This is a genomic window from Dactylosporangium sp. NPDC049140, assembly GCF_040648435.1.
Window position 1 is genome coordinate 16,182 of the sequence record NZ_JBEZDS010000055.1, and the last position, 15,083, is coordinate 31,264.

Sequence of the window (15,083 nt, forward strand, 5' to 3'; positions counted from 1 at the left end):
GCGTAGTCCGCAGCTCGCGGGGTTGTTCGCAGCGATCTTCGTCACTGCGGGTGCCGGTTCGTCCGCGGTCCGCACGAACCGGGGTTGGCACAGTGCGCCGCGGGAGTGCAACATGTCGTCGTGTCCGCGTCAGCTGCCCTCCCGCAAGCCCGTCACGACGCCCAGGCGCTCGCCGACTCCGGCGACGTCGCGGGTGCGCGGGCGGTGCTCGAACGCGCTGTAGCCGCCGGCCGCCCGGGCCTGGCCGACGGCGACCCCGAACTGCTGGCCACCATGCGCCAGCTCGCCGCCCTGCACACGCGTGCGGGCGACCCCATGATGGCGCGGCGCGTGCTGGAGGAGGCGGTGGAGTCCGCCGGCCAGCGCGGCGACACCGACCCGCTGGCCGTGCTGCTCTCCCACGACCTCGCGGTCGTCGCGACCGAGCTGAACAACCGGTACGTCGCGAAGACCCACTTCGCGCGGGTCGCCCGCTTCGGCCCGGCCGCGCTCGGCCCCGGCCACCCGGCGGTCGTGCACGCGCGCCAGATCACGGCCCAGGACCCCGGCGCGGCGGCGTTGGAGGACGACGCGCCGACGGTGCGCCTGGAGCCGGGCGGCCCCATGTACCCCGTGCCGGTGGTACCGGGCCCGCCGCTGACCGGGCCGCCGCCCATGCCCGCCCCGATGCCGCCGGGCCAGCCGCCGGTGCCCGGCCCGCCGGTGCCGGGTCAGCCGATGCCGGGTCATCCGGTTTCGGGTCCGCCCGTGTTCGGTCAGCCGCCGGTGCCGGGCCAACCGATGCCGGGTCCGCCGGTTTCGGGTCCGCCGGTTTCGGGTCCGCCGGTGTTCGGTGCGCCTCCGATGCCCGGGCCGCCGGTTTCGGGTCCGCCGGTTTCGGGTCCGCCTGGGCCGCGTCCGCCGGTGTCCGGTCCCCCCGTGTTCGGCCAGCCGCCCGTGCCGGGCCAGCCGATCCCGGGTCAGCCGCCGTTCCCGGGCCAGCCGCCGACGGGGCCGGGCCAGCCCCCGTTCCCGGGTCAGCCGCCGACTGGGCCGGGCCAGCCACCGGGGCCGGGCCAGCCCCAGTTCCCAGGCCAGCCGCCGGTTGCCGGGCCGCCGCAGTTCCCGGGCCAGCCCCCCGTGTCCGGGCCGCCGCAGTTCCCGCCGATGCCGCAGCTGCCCCTGCCCCCCGTCTACGCGCCGCCCCTGCCACCCCCGCCCCCCGCCGGCTCCCCGTTCGCGGGCCCGCCGGTCTCGGGCCCGCCCCTGCCCCCGTCACCGTTCGCGACGCCTCCGGTGTCGGCCCCGCCCGTGTCGGGCCCCCCGGTGTCCGGCCCGCCGGGCCTGCCGCCGAACCCGTTCGCGCTCCCCCCGGTGTCCGGCCCCCCGGTGTCGGGCGTGCCGGTCTCGGGCCACCCGGTGTCCGGGTACCCGGTGTCGGGCGTACCCGCCTCGGCGCCGCCGGCCCCGTACCAGCCGCCGGCCCCGCACCACACCGAGCTGCCGCCGGTCGTCCCGCCGCTGGGCGACGTCAACGCCAAGCGCCGCCGCTGGCCGCTGGTCGTGGCCGTGGTCGGCGTCGTGGCGGTCCTGGCCGCCGCCGGCGCCGCGTTCTACGTGCTGCGCCCCAAGGGCACGCCGTCGGTCGTGTCGGACCCGCCGTCCGCGAGCGCGTCCCCGTCGCCGTCGGCCTCGCCGTCGCCGACCGGGCCGCCGCCGGTCACCGCGATCGTCTCGCCGCTGGACGGCAGCGCGGTCCCGTGGCCGGTCGACGCGCAGTTCACCATCGCGCCGGAGGACGCCGGGGCGACCGACACGGTGCTGGTGCTGTCCGTCTGCGTCGGCGGCCGCTGCTACCTCGACAACAAGCTCGACCTGCGCAAGGGCATGTCGAAGCAGACGTACACCGTCCGCCTCGGCTCCACCGCCGCCGAGGGCATCAACTCGACGTGGACGGTGCGCCTCGACCGGCTGACGAACGCGGTGTTCGACCAGGCGAAGGCCGAGAAGAGCGCCGAGGTCGCCAACAACACGTGGGGCAACAAGGGCACGTCGATGAGCCTGCTGAACCCGACCCCGGTGGGGCAGGTCACGCTGACGAAGCAGCACTGACCTGGGGCCACGGGGTGGCGCACGATCGGGTACCGTGTGCGCCGCCCCCGTCCGCGAGCCCAACGGAGCTGAACGCATCATGTCCGAATTGTCCTGCCGGATCTGCCATCGGATGCCCGCCGCCGACGTGCGGTTCCACGGGCATCGGGGCATGGTCGTGTTGATGCGGTTCTCGCGGGTCGACGGGCCGTTCTGCCGGGACTGCGGGCTGGCCGCCTACCGCGACATGAGCGCCGACACCCTGCTGCGCGGCTGGTGGGGGCTGCTGTCGGTGTTCGCCGCCGCGGGCGTGCTCGTGCTCAACACGGCCCGCCGCGCGCGGGTCGCGCGGCTGCCGGAGCCCTCGGCCGCGCGCAACGAGCACACGCTCGACCCCGGCAAGCCGCTGCTCGACCGCACCGCCGCCTACGGGCTGCTGGTGCCCGCCCTGCTGCTCGTGTTCATCGGGTGGTCGGCGGTGAACGGCGGCTGATGTCCGGATTCTCATCCGGTTTTCGCGCCCGGCGCGCGTAGATCGCGGCAGGTCGCCGCGGGTCCGGAGACCTATCCATCAATTCCGGACAGGGCCCGGGCCGGCGACGCCGGCTGCTGGCGGGCGAGCAGGCGCGACACGCCGTCGGCGGTGAGCGGCTCGGCCAGGTGGTAGCCCTGCCCGAGGGTGTAGCCCAGCTCGCGCAGGACCGCCGCCTGCTCGGCGCTCTCCACGCCCTCGGCGACGGTGTCGAGCCCGAAGGCGCGGGCCAGCTGGATCACCGCGCGGGCCACGGCCTGGCGGGCGTCGGCGGCCGCGGGCTGCCCGTCGTCGATCTCGATGCCGTCCACGAACGACTTGTCCAGCTTGACGATGGCGGCCGGGAAGGCGCGCAGCAGGCTCAGCGACGACTCGCCGGTGCCGAAGTCGTCGAGGGCGAGCCGGACGCCGAGGCGGTCGAGCTCGTGCAGCGTGCGCGAGACCTGCTGGCCGCGCAGCACCGCCGACTCGGTCACCTCCAGCACCAGGTGCTCGTACGGCAGGCCGGTGTCGGCCAGGGCGGCGGTCACGTCGGCGACGAAGTCGGGGTCGTGCAGCTGGCGCGCGGAAACGTTGAGGCCGGCCTCGAGCAGGGCGCCGGGGCCGAACTCGGCGCGCCAGCGGGCGGCCTGCCGGCAGGTCTCGCGCAGCACGAACCGGCCCAGCGGCACGATGAGGCCGGTGCGCTCGGCGGCCGGGATGAACTCGGCCGGGCCGATCGTGCCGCGGGTCGGGTGCTGCCAGCGCACGAGGGCCTCCACGCCGACGACGCGGCGGTCCTCGAGGCGCAGGATCGGCTGGTACACCACGCGGAACTCGTCGTGGTCCAGCGCCCGGCGCAGCTCGCCGCCCAGCTGCATGTGGGCCAGCACCGGCTCGCCCATGCCGTCGGCGTACCGCACGAACCCGGCCTTGCCCCGCTGCTTGGCCGTGTACATGGCGACGTCGGCGTCGCGCAGCACCGAGTCGACGGTCGCGCCGGGCCCGGCGGCCGCGATGCCGATGCTGGCCTGCACGAGCAGGCGGTGCCCGCTGAGCGGCTGGTCGAGCGCGGCGAGCAGGCGGGCGGCGAGGGCCTCGGGCTCGGCCCCGGTGAGCAGCACCGCGAACTCGTCGCCGCCGACGCGCACCGGCAGCCCGTGCGGGCCGGCCTCGGCGCGCAGCAGCCGGGCGACGGAGACGAGCAGCTCGTCGCCGACGCCGTGGCCGAGCAGGTCGTTGACCGTCTTGAAGTCGTCGAGGTCGACCAGCAGCACGTGGGCGGGCTCGGCCGCGGCCAGGGCGGCGGCGAGCCGGTCGCGGAACAGCGCGCGGTTGGCCAGGCCGGTGAGCCCGTCGTGGCTGACCTCGTACTGCAGCCGCTCCTCCTGCACCCGCGTGCTGTGCAGCAGCCGGACGTTCTCCCGGAACGCGAGGTACTGCCGCAGCGTCACCAGCACCGTGACCAGCACCGCGGCGAGCAGGACCACGCGGCTGGGCCAGCTCAGCGGCGCACCGAGCGCCACGGCGACGAGCGGGACGTCGGCCGCGGCGACGGCGAGGTAGGGCAGCACCACCCCGCCGCGGCCCGGGGCGCGGCGCGGCCCGAGGTCGGCGCGCGCCTGGGCCAGGACGGCGAGGGTGGCCAGCAGCGGGGTCAGCGGCATCACGATGGCCTGGGCGGGCACGCTGCCGGCCGGGCCGAGCCGCACCGCGATCACGGTGACGATCGCGGCGGTGACGCCGCCGGCAGCCGCCATGAGCCGGATCGCGTCGCGGTCGACGGGCCCGCCGGCGACGTAGGACACCTTCGTGGCCGCGCCGAGGGCGACGAGCAGCCCGAGGCCGGTGAGCACCATCGCCTGCGGGCTCCACGGGTCGGCCGCGTCGATCATGGGGGCCAGCCCGGCGTACCACAGCACGACCGCGCAGCCGAGGAAGCCGATGGCGCGGTCCAGCAGCATCCGCCACCACTCGACGCCCTCGGCGGGGACGACGGGCACGCGGATCATGGCCCAGATGGCGATGAGGAACCCGATCGCGGCGCAGGCGGCGGCCGGCAGGGGCATGGAACGGGTGCCGGCCTCGCGGTAGTGCACCAGGATGTCGGCGGCGAACCAGGCGTACCCGGACGAGATGAGCACGACCGCGGCGAGCATGGTGCGCCAGAACCGGCGCGCGACCGGCGGCAGGCCCCTGGTGCCCAGGAGGCGGTGGACGGCCACGGTGGCGAACACGCCGCCGAGGGGCGCGAAGGCGTACGCGATCGCCTCGGTGCCGGCGCCGACGGTCAGGTACGCCACGCACCACACGATGCCGAGGGCGGCCACCACGGCGGCGGCGAGCACATAGCGCCGGGCCTCCCGCGTCACGCTGGGAAGAATATCGTGCCGGTTGCGTACCGGATCTCACCCGAACGTTCCGTTCAGACCCGGCGCATCAGCCCCGCGTCAAGGCGGCACTCGTCGATGTCAGCGCGGTCTCAGGGCCGGTCCCCAGACTCACCGGCATGAAGAAACTGATCGCGGCGGCCTTCGGGGCCGCCCTCGTGTTCGTGGCCACCCCTGCCCTGGCGGCGCCGGCCCCGCCCGACCTGCGGGTCAAGGTCCCCAACGTGGTCGGCCTGAACGACCGGGACGCGGTGAAGATCCTCAAGACGGCGGGCCTCGGCGTCGCCGCCGACACCGCCGTGGACTGCGCGAACATCGACGTCGTGCTGGCCCAGGACCCCGCGGGCGGCCGGATCGTCCCGCTGGGCACCCGGGTTCTGATCACGATCGGCGCGGCTCCGGAGAAGGGCTGCCCGTAGCCGGTCGAGGCCGCGCCCACCACTGGGCCAGGGCCACGGCGGCGAGCACGAGCAGCGCGCCCGCGAGGGCGAACCACACGCTGATCTCGGTCTTCTTGTGCTGCAGGGTCACCTGGCTGGGCAGGTCGCGCAGGACGTCGCCGAGGGCCTTGGCGTTGTCGGCCTTGAAGTACTTGGCCCCGGTCATCTCCGCGACCTTGGTCAGCGTCTCCTCGTCCATGTCCTGGAACCGGCCGCGCCCGCCGAAGCCGAAGCCCCCGCCGCCCGGACCGCCCCGGAAGCTCTGGTCCCCGGCGATCTGGTTGCTGGAGCACACCATCGGCGAGGGCTGGTCGGTGCCGAAGCCGATGGTGTAGACGCGCAGGCGGCGGGCCGCGGCCTGCTCGGCGGCGGTGATGGGGTCCACGCCGTCGGTGTTGCGCCCGTCGGTGAGCACGACGATCGTGTCGGGCTCGTAGTCGCCGCTGTCCGCGCCTTTGGCGCCGCCGTTGTCGGGCACTTCCACGCCGGTCGGGGGGACGTCGGGGTTGATCTCGGCGATGGCGTCGATCGAGGCGAGGATGGCCAGGCCGATGGCGGTACCGCGGGAGGTGCGCAGGCCGTCGATCGCCTTGGTGAGCTTGTCCTTCTCGGTGGTCGGCGGCACCAGCAGGCCCGCGGTGCCGGAGAAGGCGACCAGGCCGATCTTCGCCCCGCCCTCGTGGTCGGCGATGAACTCCTTGGCCGCCTTCTGCGCCGCGCTGAGCCGGTTGGGGTCGACGTCGGTGGAGCACATCGAGCCGGAGACGTCGACGGCCAGCAGGATTGTCGCGGCCTCGTCGGGCACGACCACCGACGCCTGGGGGCGGGCGGCGGCGGTACCGGCGAAAAGGATGCCGGCGGCCAGCAGGGCGAGGGGGATGCGCCGGCGCCACGAGGAGCGGCCGGGCAGCGCGGCGCGCACGAGCGCCACGCTGGACAGGGTCACGGCCACCTTGCGGCGCCGGCGGCGGCTCCACCACCGGTAGGCCAGCAGCAGCGGGAACGCCAGCAGGATGCACAGGGCCCACGGCCAGGTCAGCGACATCAGAGGATCCGTCCGAACCAGGTGGTCATCAGTATGCCCCCGAGGGTGAGCAGCAGCACGGCGATCGCCGCGGCCGCCCCGGTCAGCTCGACCGGCTTGCGCTCGGTCGTCAGCCGCAGGTCCAGCGACTGGTACACGTCGTGCAGGGCCTGCGCGTTCTCCGCCCGGTGGTAGTTGCCGGCCGTCGTCTGCGCGATCTGGGTGAGCAGGTCCTCGTTGAGCGAGGTCGCCACCTGGTAGCCGTCGACCTCGACGGTCGCGCCCTCGACGGTGCCGACGCCGACGGTCTCGACGCGCACCCCGGCCTTCGCGGCCAGGCTCGCCGCGGCGAGGGCGTCGGGCCCGCCGGTGTCCTCGCCGTCGGAGAGCACGACGATCGTGGCGTTGCCGAAGTACCCGATGTCGGGCGCCGCCCCGCCGGTGTCCTCGCCCGGCAGGCTCACGGGCTTGCCGACGACCACGGTGAGCGAGGCGAGGATCGCCTGGCCCAGCGAGGTGCCGCCGTTGACCTGCAGGCGCTTGATCGCGGCGGCGGTGGCGTCGTGGTCCGCGGAGGGCTGCTGGGTGGTGAGCGCGCCCTGGTCGAAGGCGACGATGCCGATGTTCACGCTGTCCGGCTGGGCCTTGACGAACTCGGTCGCCGCCGACTTCGCGGCGTCGAGGCGGCTCGGCGGCACGTCCTGGGCCTTCATGCTGTTGGAGACGTCGAAGGCGAGGATGACGGTGCCGGCGGCGCGCGCGACCGGCAGCGTGGCCGCCGGGCGCGCGACGGCGAGCAGCAGCAGGGCCGCCGCGGTCAGGAACAGCACCTGGGGCAGGTGCCGGCGCAGCGCCGACCGTGCAACAAACCGCGACCGGCCGACCGCGTCTTTACCGACGGGGCCTGTGTAATTGAGTCCCGGGCGGCGGTGCGCGCGGAAGTACACGAAGAACAGCGCGGCTGCGGCGACCACCGCGACCACCACCAGCATCGGATGTTGGAACGTCATCGGCGCCTGCGCTTCGCGTCGCGGACCATGGCGACGAGCGCCTCCAGCGGGTCCTCGTCGGTGGTGACCACGTGCCCGCGCACGCCGGAGCGGCGCATCGCCGCGGCCACGCCCGCCTCGCGCGCGTCGACCTCGGCGCGCAGCCGCAGGCGGAACTGCGGGTCGCCGGTGTCGACGAGGATCTGCTCGCCGGTCTCGGCGTCCTCGACCACGACCAGCCCCAGGTCGGGCAGGTCGAGCTCGACCGGGTCGACGACCCGGATCGCGATCACCTCGTGGCGGAACGTCAGCCGGGTCAGCTCCGGCTCCCAGCCCTCGCCGATGAAGTCGGACACGACGAAGACCAGACCCCGCCGGCGGGCGGTCGAGGCGGCGAGCCGCAGCATGGCGCCGAGGTCGGTTGCGCCCTTTTCGGGGGTACCCCCGGAGGCCTTGCCGATCTCGTGGGCGATGCGCAGCACATGGGGCCGGCCCGCGCGGGGCGGCAGCACGAGCTGTTTCGCGTTGTCGTAGAGGATCGCCCCGACCCGGTTGCCGCCGTAGGTGAGCAGCCGCGCCAGGCTGACCGCGAGCTCGGTCAGCGTCCCGTCCTTGGAGGACCCGGCGCCGGCCACCCGCATGGACGCCGAAAGGTCCAGCACGAGCCAGGCGGTGAGCTCGCGGTCCTCGGTGTACTGGCGCACGAACGGCTCGTCGAGGCGGGCCGTCACGTTCCAGTCGATGTGCCGGACGTCGTCCTCGGGCGTGTACTCGCGCACGTCGGCGAAGTCGATCCCCGTGCCGCGGAACACCGTGCGGTACGAACCCTGCAGCTGCCCGTCGAGGCGGCGCAGCACCTGCCACTCCAGGCGGCGCAGCAGGCGGTCGGCGGCCGTGGTCACGGCCTGAGCCTCTGATGAACGGCCACTCCGCTTCGCTCCGTACCGCTCATGGGCGGCCGACGCTCCGGGCCGGCGTGGGGGCCGGCACGTTTACCGCGGCCAGCACCCGGGCCACGACCATGTCGGCGGTGACGTCGTCGGAGAGCGCCTCGTAGGACAGCACCAGGCGGTGGCGCAGCACGTCGGGGGCGAGCTCGTGCAGGTCCTCGGGCACCACGTAGTCGCGGCCGCGGATGAACGCGAGCGCCCGCGCGGCCAGCACCAGGTTGATCGAGGCGCGGGGGCTGGCGCCGAAGGTGACGTACCGGGTCAGGTCGCCGAGCCCGACGTCGGCCGGGTTGCGGGTGGCGTTGGTGAGCCGCACCGAGTACTCGATGAGCGACGGGTCCACGTACACCTCGTCGACCTGGCGCTGCATCTCGATGAGCCGCTCGGGGTCGACGACGGCCTGGGTGACCGCCTCGGGCAGGATGGCCCGCTCGACGATCACGAACTCCTCGGTCGGGCTCGGGTACCCCACCAGGACCTTCATCATGAACCGGTCGACCTGGGCCTCGGGCAGTGCGTAGGTGCCCTCGGACTCGATCGGGTTCTGGGTGGCCATGACCAGGAACGGCTTCGGGATGTGGTGCGTCTCGCGGCCGATGGTGACCTGCCGCTCCTGCATGGTCTCGAGCAGGGCGCTCTGCACCTTCGCCGGGGCCCGGTTGATCTCGTCGGCGAGCAGCAGGTTGGTGAACACGGGGCCGAGGCTGACCTGGAACTCGCCGGAGGGCTGGTGGTAGACCCGCGTCCCGACGATGTCGGCCGGCACCAGGTCGGGGGTGAACTGCACCCGGTGGAACTGCCCGCCGATGGCCGCCGCGAGGGCCTTGACCGCGAGCGTCTTGGCCAGGCCGGGGACGCCCTCGACGAGGATGTGGCCGCGGCTGAGCAGGGCGACCATGAGCCGCTCCAGCAGCCCGTCCTGCCCGACGATGGTCTTGCGGACCTCGTAGAGCACCTGCTCGACGGCGGTCGCGTTCGGTACGTCCATGCTCTTCCTTACCTCGGTTGGTCCGTTCCCGGTTCAGCCGTTACTGCTCGGGGCCCGGCTCGCCCGGCCCCGTCGAGCCCAGGGCCGCGCCGATCGGCACCGCGAAGCCCACACCGACGAAGGTGCCCGCGGAGGTGGGGTTGGCCAGGGCGACCACGATCCCGATGACCTCGCCCTTGGCGTTGACCAGCGGCCCGCCCGAGCTGCCCGGGTTGACGGCCGCGTCGAACTGGATCAGGCCGGCCAGCTTCGTGCCGTCAGGGTTGGCCGCGGTGCGGTTGAGCCCGGAGATGACCCCGGTGGTGGTGCTGCCGGTCAGCCCGAGCTGGTTGCCGATGGCCACGACGTCGTTGCCGACCGCGATCCGCCCGGAGTTGCCCATGACCGCCGGGACGAGCACGTCGGGCAGGTCGGCCGGGGTCAGCGTCGCGATGTCCAGCTCCGGGTTGGACCCGGAGACCTCGGCCGCCGACTCGGTGCCGTCGGCGTAGCGGACCTTGATCGCGGTGCCGCCCTTGACCACGTGGAACGCCGTCAGGATGGTGCCCTGGGCGTTGGCGATCACGCCGGTGCCGGTGGCGCCGCCGTCGCCCAGCGTCGTCTCGATCGTCACCACCGACGGGGCCACCGCCTGGTAGATCTGCGCCGTCGTCGGCGGGCCGGACGCGCTCGGCGAGGCCGCCGCGGACGGGCGGGTGGCGGTGGGGGCCGCGCCGGAGCCGCCGGCCCGGAACGCGAGCACGCCGGTCGCCACGATCGCCACGACCACCACGCCGACCCCGATGGCGAGGTCACGGCGGGTCAGCGCCACGGGGGCCCGGCCCGGCCGCCCGGCGGCGTCCTCGGGCTTCTCGGCGGGCTCTGGGCTCTTCGGGCCGGGTTCCGCGATGATGCTCACCTCGGGGCCGGCCCACTGCACGGGCTTCCCGGCTGGGCGCATGGGCCCAAGATAGCCCCGGTAACTCGGAGAACGGTAAGAGCGCGCTCTACAGTGCCAGGGTATGGAGGAGCGTAACTGGTGGGTGGCGCCCGGTCTCGGCATCGGCCCGCTGCGGTTCGGCACCCCGCGCGGGGAACTGCGCGCCGCTCGCGGATCGTGCCGGCCCTTCCGGCGCGGGCCCGACGCGGTGGACCTCACCGACGACTACCCCGACGGCGTGCAGCTGACCTGCTCGCCCGACGAGGGCCTGTACTGCATCGAGATCCACGAACCCGTCGGCGTGCACCACCTGGGGGTGCCGCTGCACGGGCGCGCCCGCGACGTGCTCGCCGCCCTCCGCGCGGCCGGCGTCCCGGTCGCGCGCGACGACTCCGGCTGGTCCGTGGCCGGGGGCGCCGCGCTGCTCTCGGTGGAGTCCGGCGCGGTCGACATCGTGACCGCGTACGCGCCGCGCCGCGCGGGCACCCGCATCGAGGAGTTCGACGCCGGCCCCGCGGCCGCGCCGCCGCTGACCTCTTACACCGTGCGGCCGGGCGAGGGCCTCACCGCGCTGGCCCTGGGCACCCACCGCGACGAGGTGCGCGCGACGCGCAACGGCGGGGTGGCCCTGGTCGGGTACCCGGCCGGGGACTCTTTCTTCGACGAGGGCCTCACGGTGGGGTACGACTTCGCCGGCCTCACCGAGCGCATCACCGTGGCCCGGGCCGGGGCGGTCCTGCTCGACGGCGTCAACCTGCTGCCGTCGCGGCCCCGGACCGTGGCCGACGTGCGCCAGGCGCTGGTCGCGGCCGGCCACGAGGTCGCGGAGGAGGAGGCCGCGCTGCTGCTGCCGGGCACGGGCATCGCGGTGTGGACGCCCCGCCCGGGCCCCTCGCGCCAGGTGTGTGCGGTATCTCTGACCCGCCCCTGAGCGGGCGCGGAACAATGGACCCGTGGCGAAGATGGTGCGGGTGGACCTCGGCGAGGTCGAGTACGCCGAGGCGGCCGAGGCGATGCGGGGCTGGGTCGCCGAGCGGCAGGCCGGCTCGGCGCCCGACCGGCTGTTCCTGCTCACGCACCCGGCCGTCGTCACCTACGGGCGGCACACCGCGCTGTCCGACCTGCCGCAGGACGGCTCGCTGCCGGTCGTCGAGGTCGACCGCGGCGGGCACGCGACCTACCACGGGCCGGGGCAGCTCGTCGGGTACCTGGTGATGAACCTGCGCGAGGGTGGCCCCGGCGACGTGGTGCGCTGGCTCGAGCTGGCGCTCATCGACGCGCTCGGCGACCTCGGGTTCGCGGCGGTGCGGCGGGACACGCCCAAGGGGGCCGACAGCCTCGTCGGGGTGTGGACGCCGGAGCACCACAAGCTCGTGTCGATCGGGATGCGCATCCGGGGCGGCGTCACCAGCCACGGGTTCGCCCTCAACGTCGATTCGGACCTCGGCGTGTACGAGCGGTTCGTGGCCTGCCGGCTCGACGGGGTCACGATGACGTCGCTGCGCCGGATCGCCGCGGACACCGGGCAGCCGGTCCCGGACCTGGCCGGGGTGCGCGACGCGGTCGCCCGGCGGCTCGGCGCGCAGTAGCTGGAAGTTTCCTGATCGCACCCCGGTGCACCTGGGGGCGGGTTCTTCACTGTTGACAAGCCGCCCGCGAGTTCGTAGTTTGCGTGTCGAAGCGCTTCGACAGGATTTCGAACAAACCCCATCGGAAGCCGCGAAGCGCCCCCTGACGACCATCGGACCGACTGCGCACCCGCACACGGCGCCACCCCCGCCGTGCCCCACTCCACATCAGGAGCAGACGTGTTCACGCGTATCCGCAGCGCCGCTGTAGCCGCAGCGGCCATACTCGCGCTGACCGGCTCGCTCGCCGCCTGTGGCGGCGGCGACGACCAGGCCCAGGGCGACGGCAAGACCCTGAAACTCTGGCACTACGAGGGCGCGACGAGCGCCATGGGCATCGCCTGGAACGAGGCGATCAAGCAGTTCGAGGCCTCCCACCCCGGCGTCAAGGTCACGTTCGAGGAGAAGAGCTTCGAGCAGATCCGGCAGAGCGCCAGCATGATCCTCAACTCCAACGACGCGCCGGACGTCATGGAGTACAACAAGGGCAACGCGAGCGCCGGCCTGCTGTCCAAGCAGGGGCTGCTCACCGACGTCTCGGCCGAGGCCGACAAGCGCGGCTGGAGCAAGGCGCTCACGCCGGGCCTCGCGACCACCGCCCGGTACGACACCCGTGGCGTGATGGGCAGCGGCAAGTGGTTCGGCGTGCCCAACTACGCCGAGTACGTGATGGTGTACTACAACAAGGACCTCTTCGCGAAGTACAACATCCAGGTCCCGACGACGCTCGAGCAGCTCGAGACCGCGATGCAGACGTTCAGGACCAACGGCGTCACCCCGATCAGCATGGGCGGGGCCGAATACCCGGCCCAGCAGATCCTGTACTCGCTGGCGCTGTCGAAGGCCGACCGCTCCTGGGTCGAGGACTACCAGCTGTACAAGAACAAGGTGGACTTCCACGGCCCGCAGTGGACCTACGCGGCCAACACCTTCGCCGACTGGGTCGCGAAGGGCTACATCGACAAGAACTCGGCCGGCATCAAGGCCGAGGACATGGGCCAGGCCTGGGAGCAGCAGAAGTCCCCGATCATGATCTCCGGCAGCTGGTGGTACGGCCGGCTGGTCAAGGAGGCCACCACGTTCCAGTGGGGCACCTTCCTGTTCCCCGGCAGCAAGCTGTACCCGGGCTCCAGCGGCAACCTCTGGGTCGTGCCGGCCAAGGCGAAGAACAAGCAGCTGGCGTACGACTTCATCGACATCACGATGAAGCCCGAGATCCAGAACCTGCTCGGCAACTCCGGCGGCATCCCGGTCGCGGCCCAGACCGACAAGATCACCGATGCCAAGAGCAAGGAGCTGATCGCCAACTACGAGGCCATCTCGAAGCAGGACGGCCTCGCCTTCTACCCGGACTGGCCGGCCCCCGCCTACTACGACGTGCTCGTGGCCGGCGCCCAGAAGCTCATCAACGGTTCGGCCAAGCCGGACGCGGTCCTCGACGAGATCGCCAAGCCCTACAACGACAACTTGGCGAACGTCGGCAAGTGATGACCCAACGCAAGGGCTACTGGCCGTTTCTGGTCCCGGGTTTCCTCCTGGTTGCGCTCGTCGTGGCGGTACCGCTGCTCATGACGGTGGGCACGAGCTTCACGGAGTGGTCCGGCGTGGGCACCCCACGCTGGACCGGCCTGGCCAACTACGACCGGCTGCTGCACGACGACAGGTTCTGGAAGTCCTTCGAGAACATCGCGTTCATGATCATCGCGATGGCGGTGGTGCCGACCCTGCTCGGCCTGTTCCTGGCCGCCCTGTTGTTCGACTACGTCGCGCCGCGCCTGGGTGCTCGCACCGCCCGGGCGCTGCGCTCCGGCTTCTACCTGCCCCAGGTGCTGCCGCTGGCCGTCACCGGCATCGTGTGGGGCTGGATCCTGCACCCGAACTACGGCGTGCTGAACTCCATCCTCGACAAGGTGGGGCTGGGCTCGCTGGCGCGCAACTGGCTCGGCGACGAGCACTACGCGCTGTACACCGTCATGGCCGTCATGATCTGGGTGCAGATCGGCTACCCGGTCGTCATGTTCATGGCGGGCCTGCAGCGGGTCGACCCCGAGCTCTACGAGGCCGCCGCGCTCGACGGGGCCGGCTGGTGGCAGCGCTTCAGCCGCATCGCACTGTTCCAGATCCGGCCCGAGATCGGCGTCGTGCTCATCACCACCACGATCGCCGCGCTGAAGGTGTTCGCCCAGATCTTCGTGCTCACCGGCGGCGGCCCGGGCAACGCGACGATGGTGCCTTCGTACTTCGCGTGGCAGAACTACTTCCAGAACGCCAACGTCGGCTACGCCTCGGCCATCTCCACGGTCCTGGCGGTGCTCATCGTCGCGCTGACGTTCGCCTTCATCCGGGTGCAGTCGCGATGAGGAAGTACGCCGTCCTCGCCGCCCTGCTCGTCGTCATCCTGCTCGTCCTGGCCCCGTTCGCGCTGATCCTGATCAACGCGGTCAAGACGCCGCAGGACTACGCCGCCGTCGGCCCGCTGGCCCTGCCCACCCACGTGTCGTTCGCGGGCATCAAGGCCTTCTGGATCCGCGCCGACTTCGGCCAGACGCTGCTCAACAGCGCCGTCATCTCCGGCTCCGTGGCCGTGCTGGGCGTCGGCTTCTCGTTGCTGAACGCCTACGCGCTGGGCATCGGCCGGGTGCGCGGCCGCCGCTGGTTCCTGGCCGCCTTCCTGGTCGCGAACCTGCTGCCGCAGGAGAGCCTCATCTACCCGCTGTACCACATCGCCACCCAGGTCGACCTGTACGACTCCCAGCTCGCGGTGATCATCATCTTCACCGCGATCCAGAGCGCGTTCGGCACGTTCCTGCTCTCCTCCGTCCTGGCCGAGTTCCCGCCGGAGCTGCTGGACGCGGCCGCGATGGACGGCGCCGGCCGGCTGCGCACCCTGGTGCGCATCGTCGCCCCGGTCAGCCGCCCGACCCTCGCGGTGCTGTTCACGTTCTTCTTCATCTGGACGTGGAACGAGCTGTTCATCCCGCTCGTCTTCCTCGTCTCCAACAGCAACCAGACCGTGCCCCTGGCGCTCGCCCTGCTGCAGGGCGAGCACGACCTCGACGCCACCGCGACGAGCGCGTCCGCGCTGCTGGGCATCCTGCCCGCGGTGCTGTTCTTCCTCGTCTTCCAGCGCACCCTGACCCGGGGCGTCACGGCGGGAGCGGTCAAATGAGTACA

14 protein-coding genes are annotated in these 15,083 nt (G+C 73.0%); 8 read left to right on the plus strand and 6 right to left on the minus strand.

All coding sequences use genetic code 11. The annotated features are described in order from the left end of the window. Positions 1-120 precede the first annotated feature (120 nt). Together AB0B76_RS49175 and AB0B76_RS49180 are read left to right on the plus strand one after the other, a co-directional pair. Positions 121-2,091, plus strand: coding sequence for a hypothetical protein (locus tag AB0B76_RS49175; protein ID WP_360390076.1), 1,971 nt, complete (start codon positions 121-123; stop codon positions 2,089-2,091). A 79-nt stretch (positions 2,092-2,170) separates the two neighbouring features. Continuing rightward, positions 2,171-2,563 carry a hypothetical protein gene (locus AB0B76_RS49180; RefSeq protein WP_360390079.1) on the plus strand — a complete coding sequence of 131 codons (393 nt, stop codon included), beginning with the start codon at positions 2,171-2,173 and terminating at the stop codon, positions 2,561-2,563. Between the two features lie 71 nt (positions 2,564-2,634). Here AB0B76_RS49180 and AB0B76_RS49185 read toward each other — a convergent pair whose 3' ends face one another. Further along, on the minus strand, positions 2,635-4,953 hold the full coding sequence (locus tag AB0B76_RS49185) for a bifunctional diguanylate cyclase/phosphodiesterase (protein WP_360390082.1): 2,319 nt from the start codon (positions 4,951-4,953) through the stop codon (positions 2,635-2,637). Between the two features lie 137 nt (positions 4,954-5,090). Between AB0B76_RS49185 and AB0B76_RS49190 the strand changes: the two genes are divergently transcribed. Then, positions 5,091-5,390: a PASTA domain-containing protein gene (locus tag AB0B76_RS49190; RefSeq protein ID WP_360390085.1), complete on the plus strand. Its 300-nt coding sequence runs from the start codon at positions 5,091-5,093 to the stop codon at positions 5,388-5,390. Here the strand turns inward: AB0B76_RS49190 and AB0B76_RS49195 are convergent. From AB0B76_RS49195 to AB0B76_RS49215, 5 genes are read right to left on the minus strand one after another with little or no spacing between them, the layout of a single operon-like run. Next, the gene (locus AB0B76_RS49195) at positions 5,353-6,456 is read right to left on the minus strand and encodes a VWA domain-containing protein (RefSeq protein WP_360390088.1); all 1,104 of its coding nucleotides are present in this window, start codon (positions 6,454-6,456) and stop codon (positions 5,353-5,355) included. The genes AB0B76_RS49190 and AB0B76_RS49195 overlap by 38 nt on opposite strands. Beyond that, a complete protein-coding gene (locus tag AB0B76_RS49200; RefSeq protein WP_360390091.1) occupies positions 6,456-7,445 on the minus strand; it encodes a VWA domain-containing protein in 990 nt (329 codons plus the stop codon). Before AB0B76_RS49200 ends, AB0B76_RS49195 begins: the two co-directional genes overlap by 1 nt. Further along, a complete protein-coding gene (locus tag AB0B76_RS49205) occupies positions 7,442-8,326 on the minus strand; it encodes a DUF58 domain-containing protein (RefSeq protein WP_360390093.1) in 885 nt (294 codons plus the stop codon). The genes AB0B76_RS49200 and AB0B76_RS49205 overlap by 4 nt, the downstream gene beginning before the upstream one ends. Before the next feature lie 46 nt (positions 8,327-8,372). Next, the gene (locus AB0B76_RS49210) at positions 8,373-9,362 is read right to left on the minus strand and encodes a MoxR family ATPase (protein WP_360390096.1); all 990 of its coding nucleotides are present in this window, start codon (positions 9,360-9,362) and stop codon (positions 8,373-8,375) included. A 40-nt stretch (positions 9,363-9,402) separates the two neighbouring features. Next, positions 9,403-10,302 (minus strand): trypsin-like peptidase domain-containing protein, encoded by a 900-nt coding sequence (locus tag AB0B76_RS49215; RefSeq protein WP_360390099.1) that lies wholly within the window; start codon positions 10,300-10,302, stop codon positions 9,403-9,405. A gap of 61 nt (positions 10,303-10,363) precedes the next feature. On the opposite strand from AB0B76_RS49215, the gene AB0B76_RS49220 reads away from it, so the two are divergent. From AB0B76_RS49220 to AB0B76_RS49240, 5 genes are all read left to right on the plus strand, one after another. Continuing rightward, positions 10,364-11,212, plus strand: coding sequence for a hypothetical protein (locus AB0B76_RS49220; RefSeq protein ID WP_360390102.1), 849 nt, complete (start codon positions 10,364-10,366; stop codon positions 11,210-11,212). A 31-nt stretch (positions 11,213-11,243) separates the two neighbouring features. Next, complete coding sequence (gene lipB, locus AB0B76_RS49225) at positions 11,244-11,870, plus strand: lipoyl(octanoyl) transferase LipB (RefSeq protein WP_360390218.1); 627 nt, start codon at positions 11,244-11,246, stop codon at positions 11,868-11,870. 219 nt (positions 11,871-12,089) lie between these two features. After that, positions 12,090-13,397 (plus strand): extracellular solute-binding protein, encoded by a 1,308-nt coding sequence (locus AB0B76_RS49230; protein ID WP_360390105.1) that lies wholly within the window; start codon positions 12,090-12,092, stop codon positions 13,395-13,397. Beyond that, positions 13,397-14,269, plus strand: coding sequence for a sugar ABC transporter permease (locus AB0B76_RS49235; protein ID WP_360390108.1), 873 nt, complete (start codon positions 13,397-13,399; stop codon positions 14,267-14,269). Before AB0B76_RS49230 ends, AB0B76_RS49235 begins: the two co-directional genes overlap by 1 nt. Beyond that, complete coding sequence (locus AB0B76_RS49240; RefSeq protein WP_360390111.1) at positions 14,266-15,078, plus strand: carbohydrate ABC transporter permease; 813 nt, start codon at positions 14,266-14,268, stop codon at positions 15,076-15,078. The genes AB0B76_RS49235 and AB0B76_RS49240 overlap by 4 nt, the downstream gene beginning before the upstream one ends. Positions 15,079-15,083 lie beyond the last annotated feature (5 nt).

Coding starts and splice junctions, on each gene's coding strand:
- AB0B76_RS49180 (WP_360390079.1), top strand. CDS start 2,171: ATGTCCGAATTGTCCTGCCGGATCTGCCATCGGATGCCCGCCGCCGAC.
- AB0B76_RS49190 (WP_360390085.1), top strand. CDS start 5,091: ATGAAGAAACTGATCGCGGCGGCCTTCGGGGCCGCCCTCGTGTTCGTG.
- AB0B76_RS49195 (WP_360390088.1), bottom strand. CDS start 6,456: ATGTCGCTGACCTGGCCGTGGGCCCTGTGCATCCTGCTGGCGTTCCCG.
- AB0B76_RS49200 (WP_360390091.1), bottom strand. CDS start 7,445: ATGACGTTCCAACATCCGATGCTGGTGGTGGTCGCGGTGGTCGCCGCA.
- AB0B76_RS49210 (WP_360390096.1), bottom strand. CDS start 9,362: ATGGACGTACCGAACGCGACCGCCGTCGAGCAGGTGCTCTACGAGGTC.
- AB0B76_RS49215 (WP_360390099.1), bottom strand. CDS start 10,302: ATGCGCCCAGCCGGGAAGCCCGTGCAGTGGGCCGGCCCCGAGGTGAGC.
- AB0B76_RS49220 (WP_360390102.1), top strand. CDS start 10,364: ATGGAGGAGCGTAACTGGTGGGTGGCGCCCGGTCTCGGCATCGGCCCG.
- lipB (WP_360390218.1), top strand. CDS start 11,244: ATGGTGCGGGTGGACCTCGGCGAGGTCGAGTACGCCGAGGCGGCCGAG.
- AB0B76_RS49235 (WP_360390108.1), top strand. CDS start 13,397: ATGACCCAACGCAAGGGCTACTGGCCGTTTCTGGTCCCGGGTTTCCTC.
- AB0B76_RS49240 (WP_360390111.1), top strand. CDS start 14,266: ATGAGGAAGTACGCCGTCCTCGCCGCCCTGCTCGTCGTCATCCTGCTC.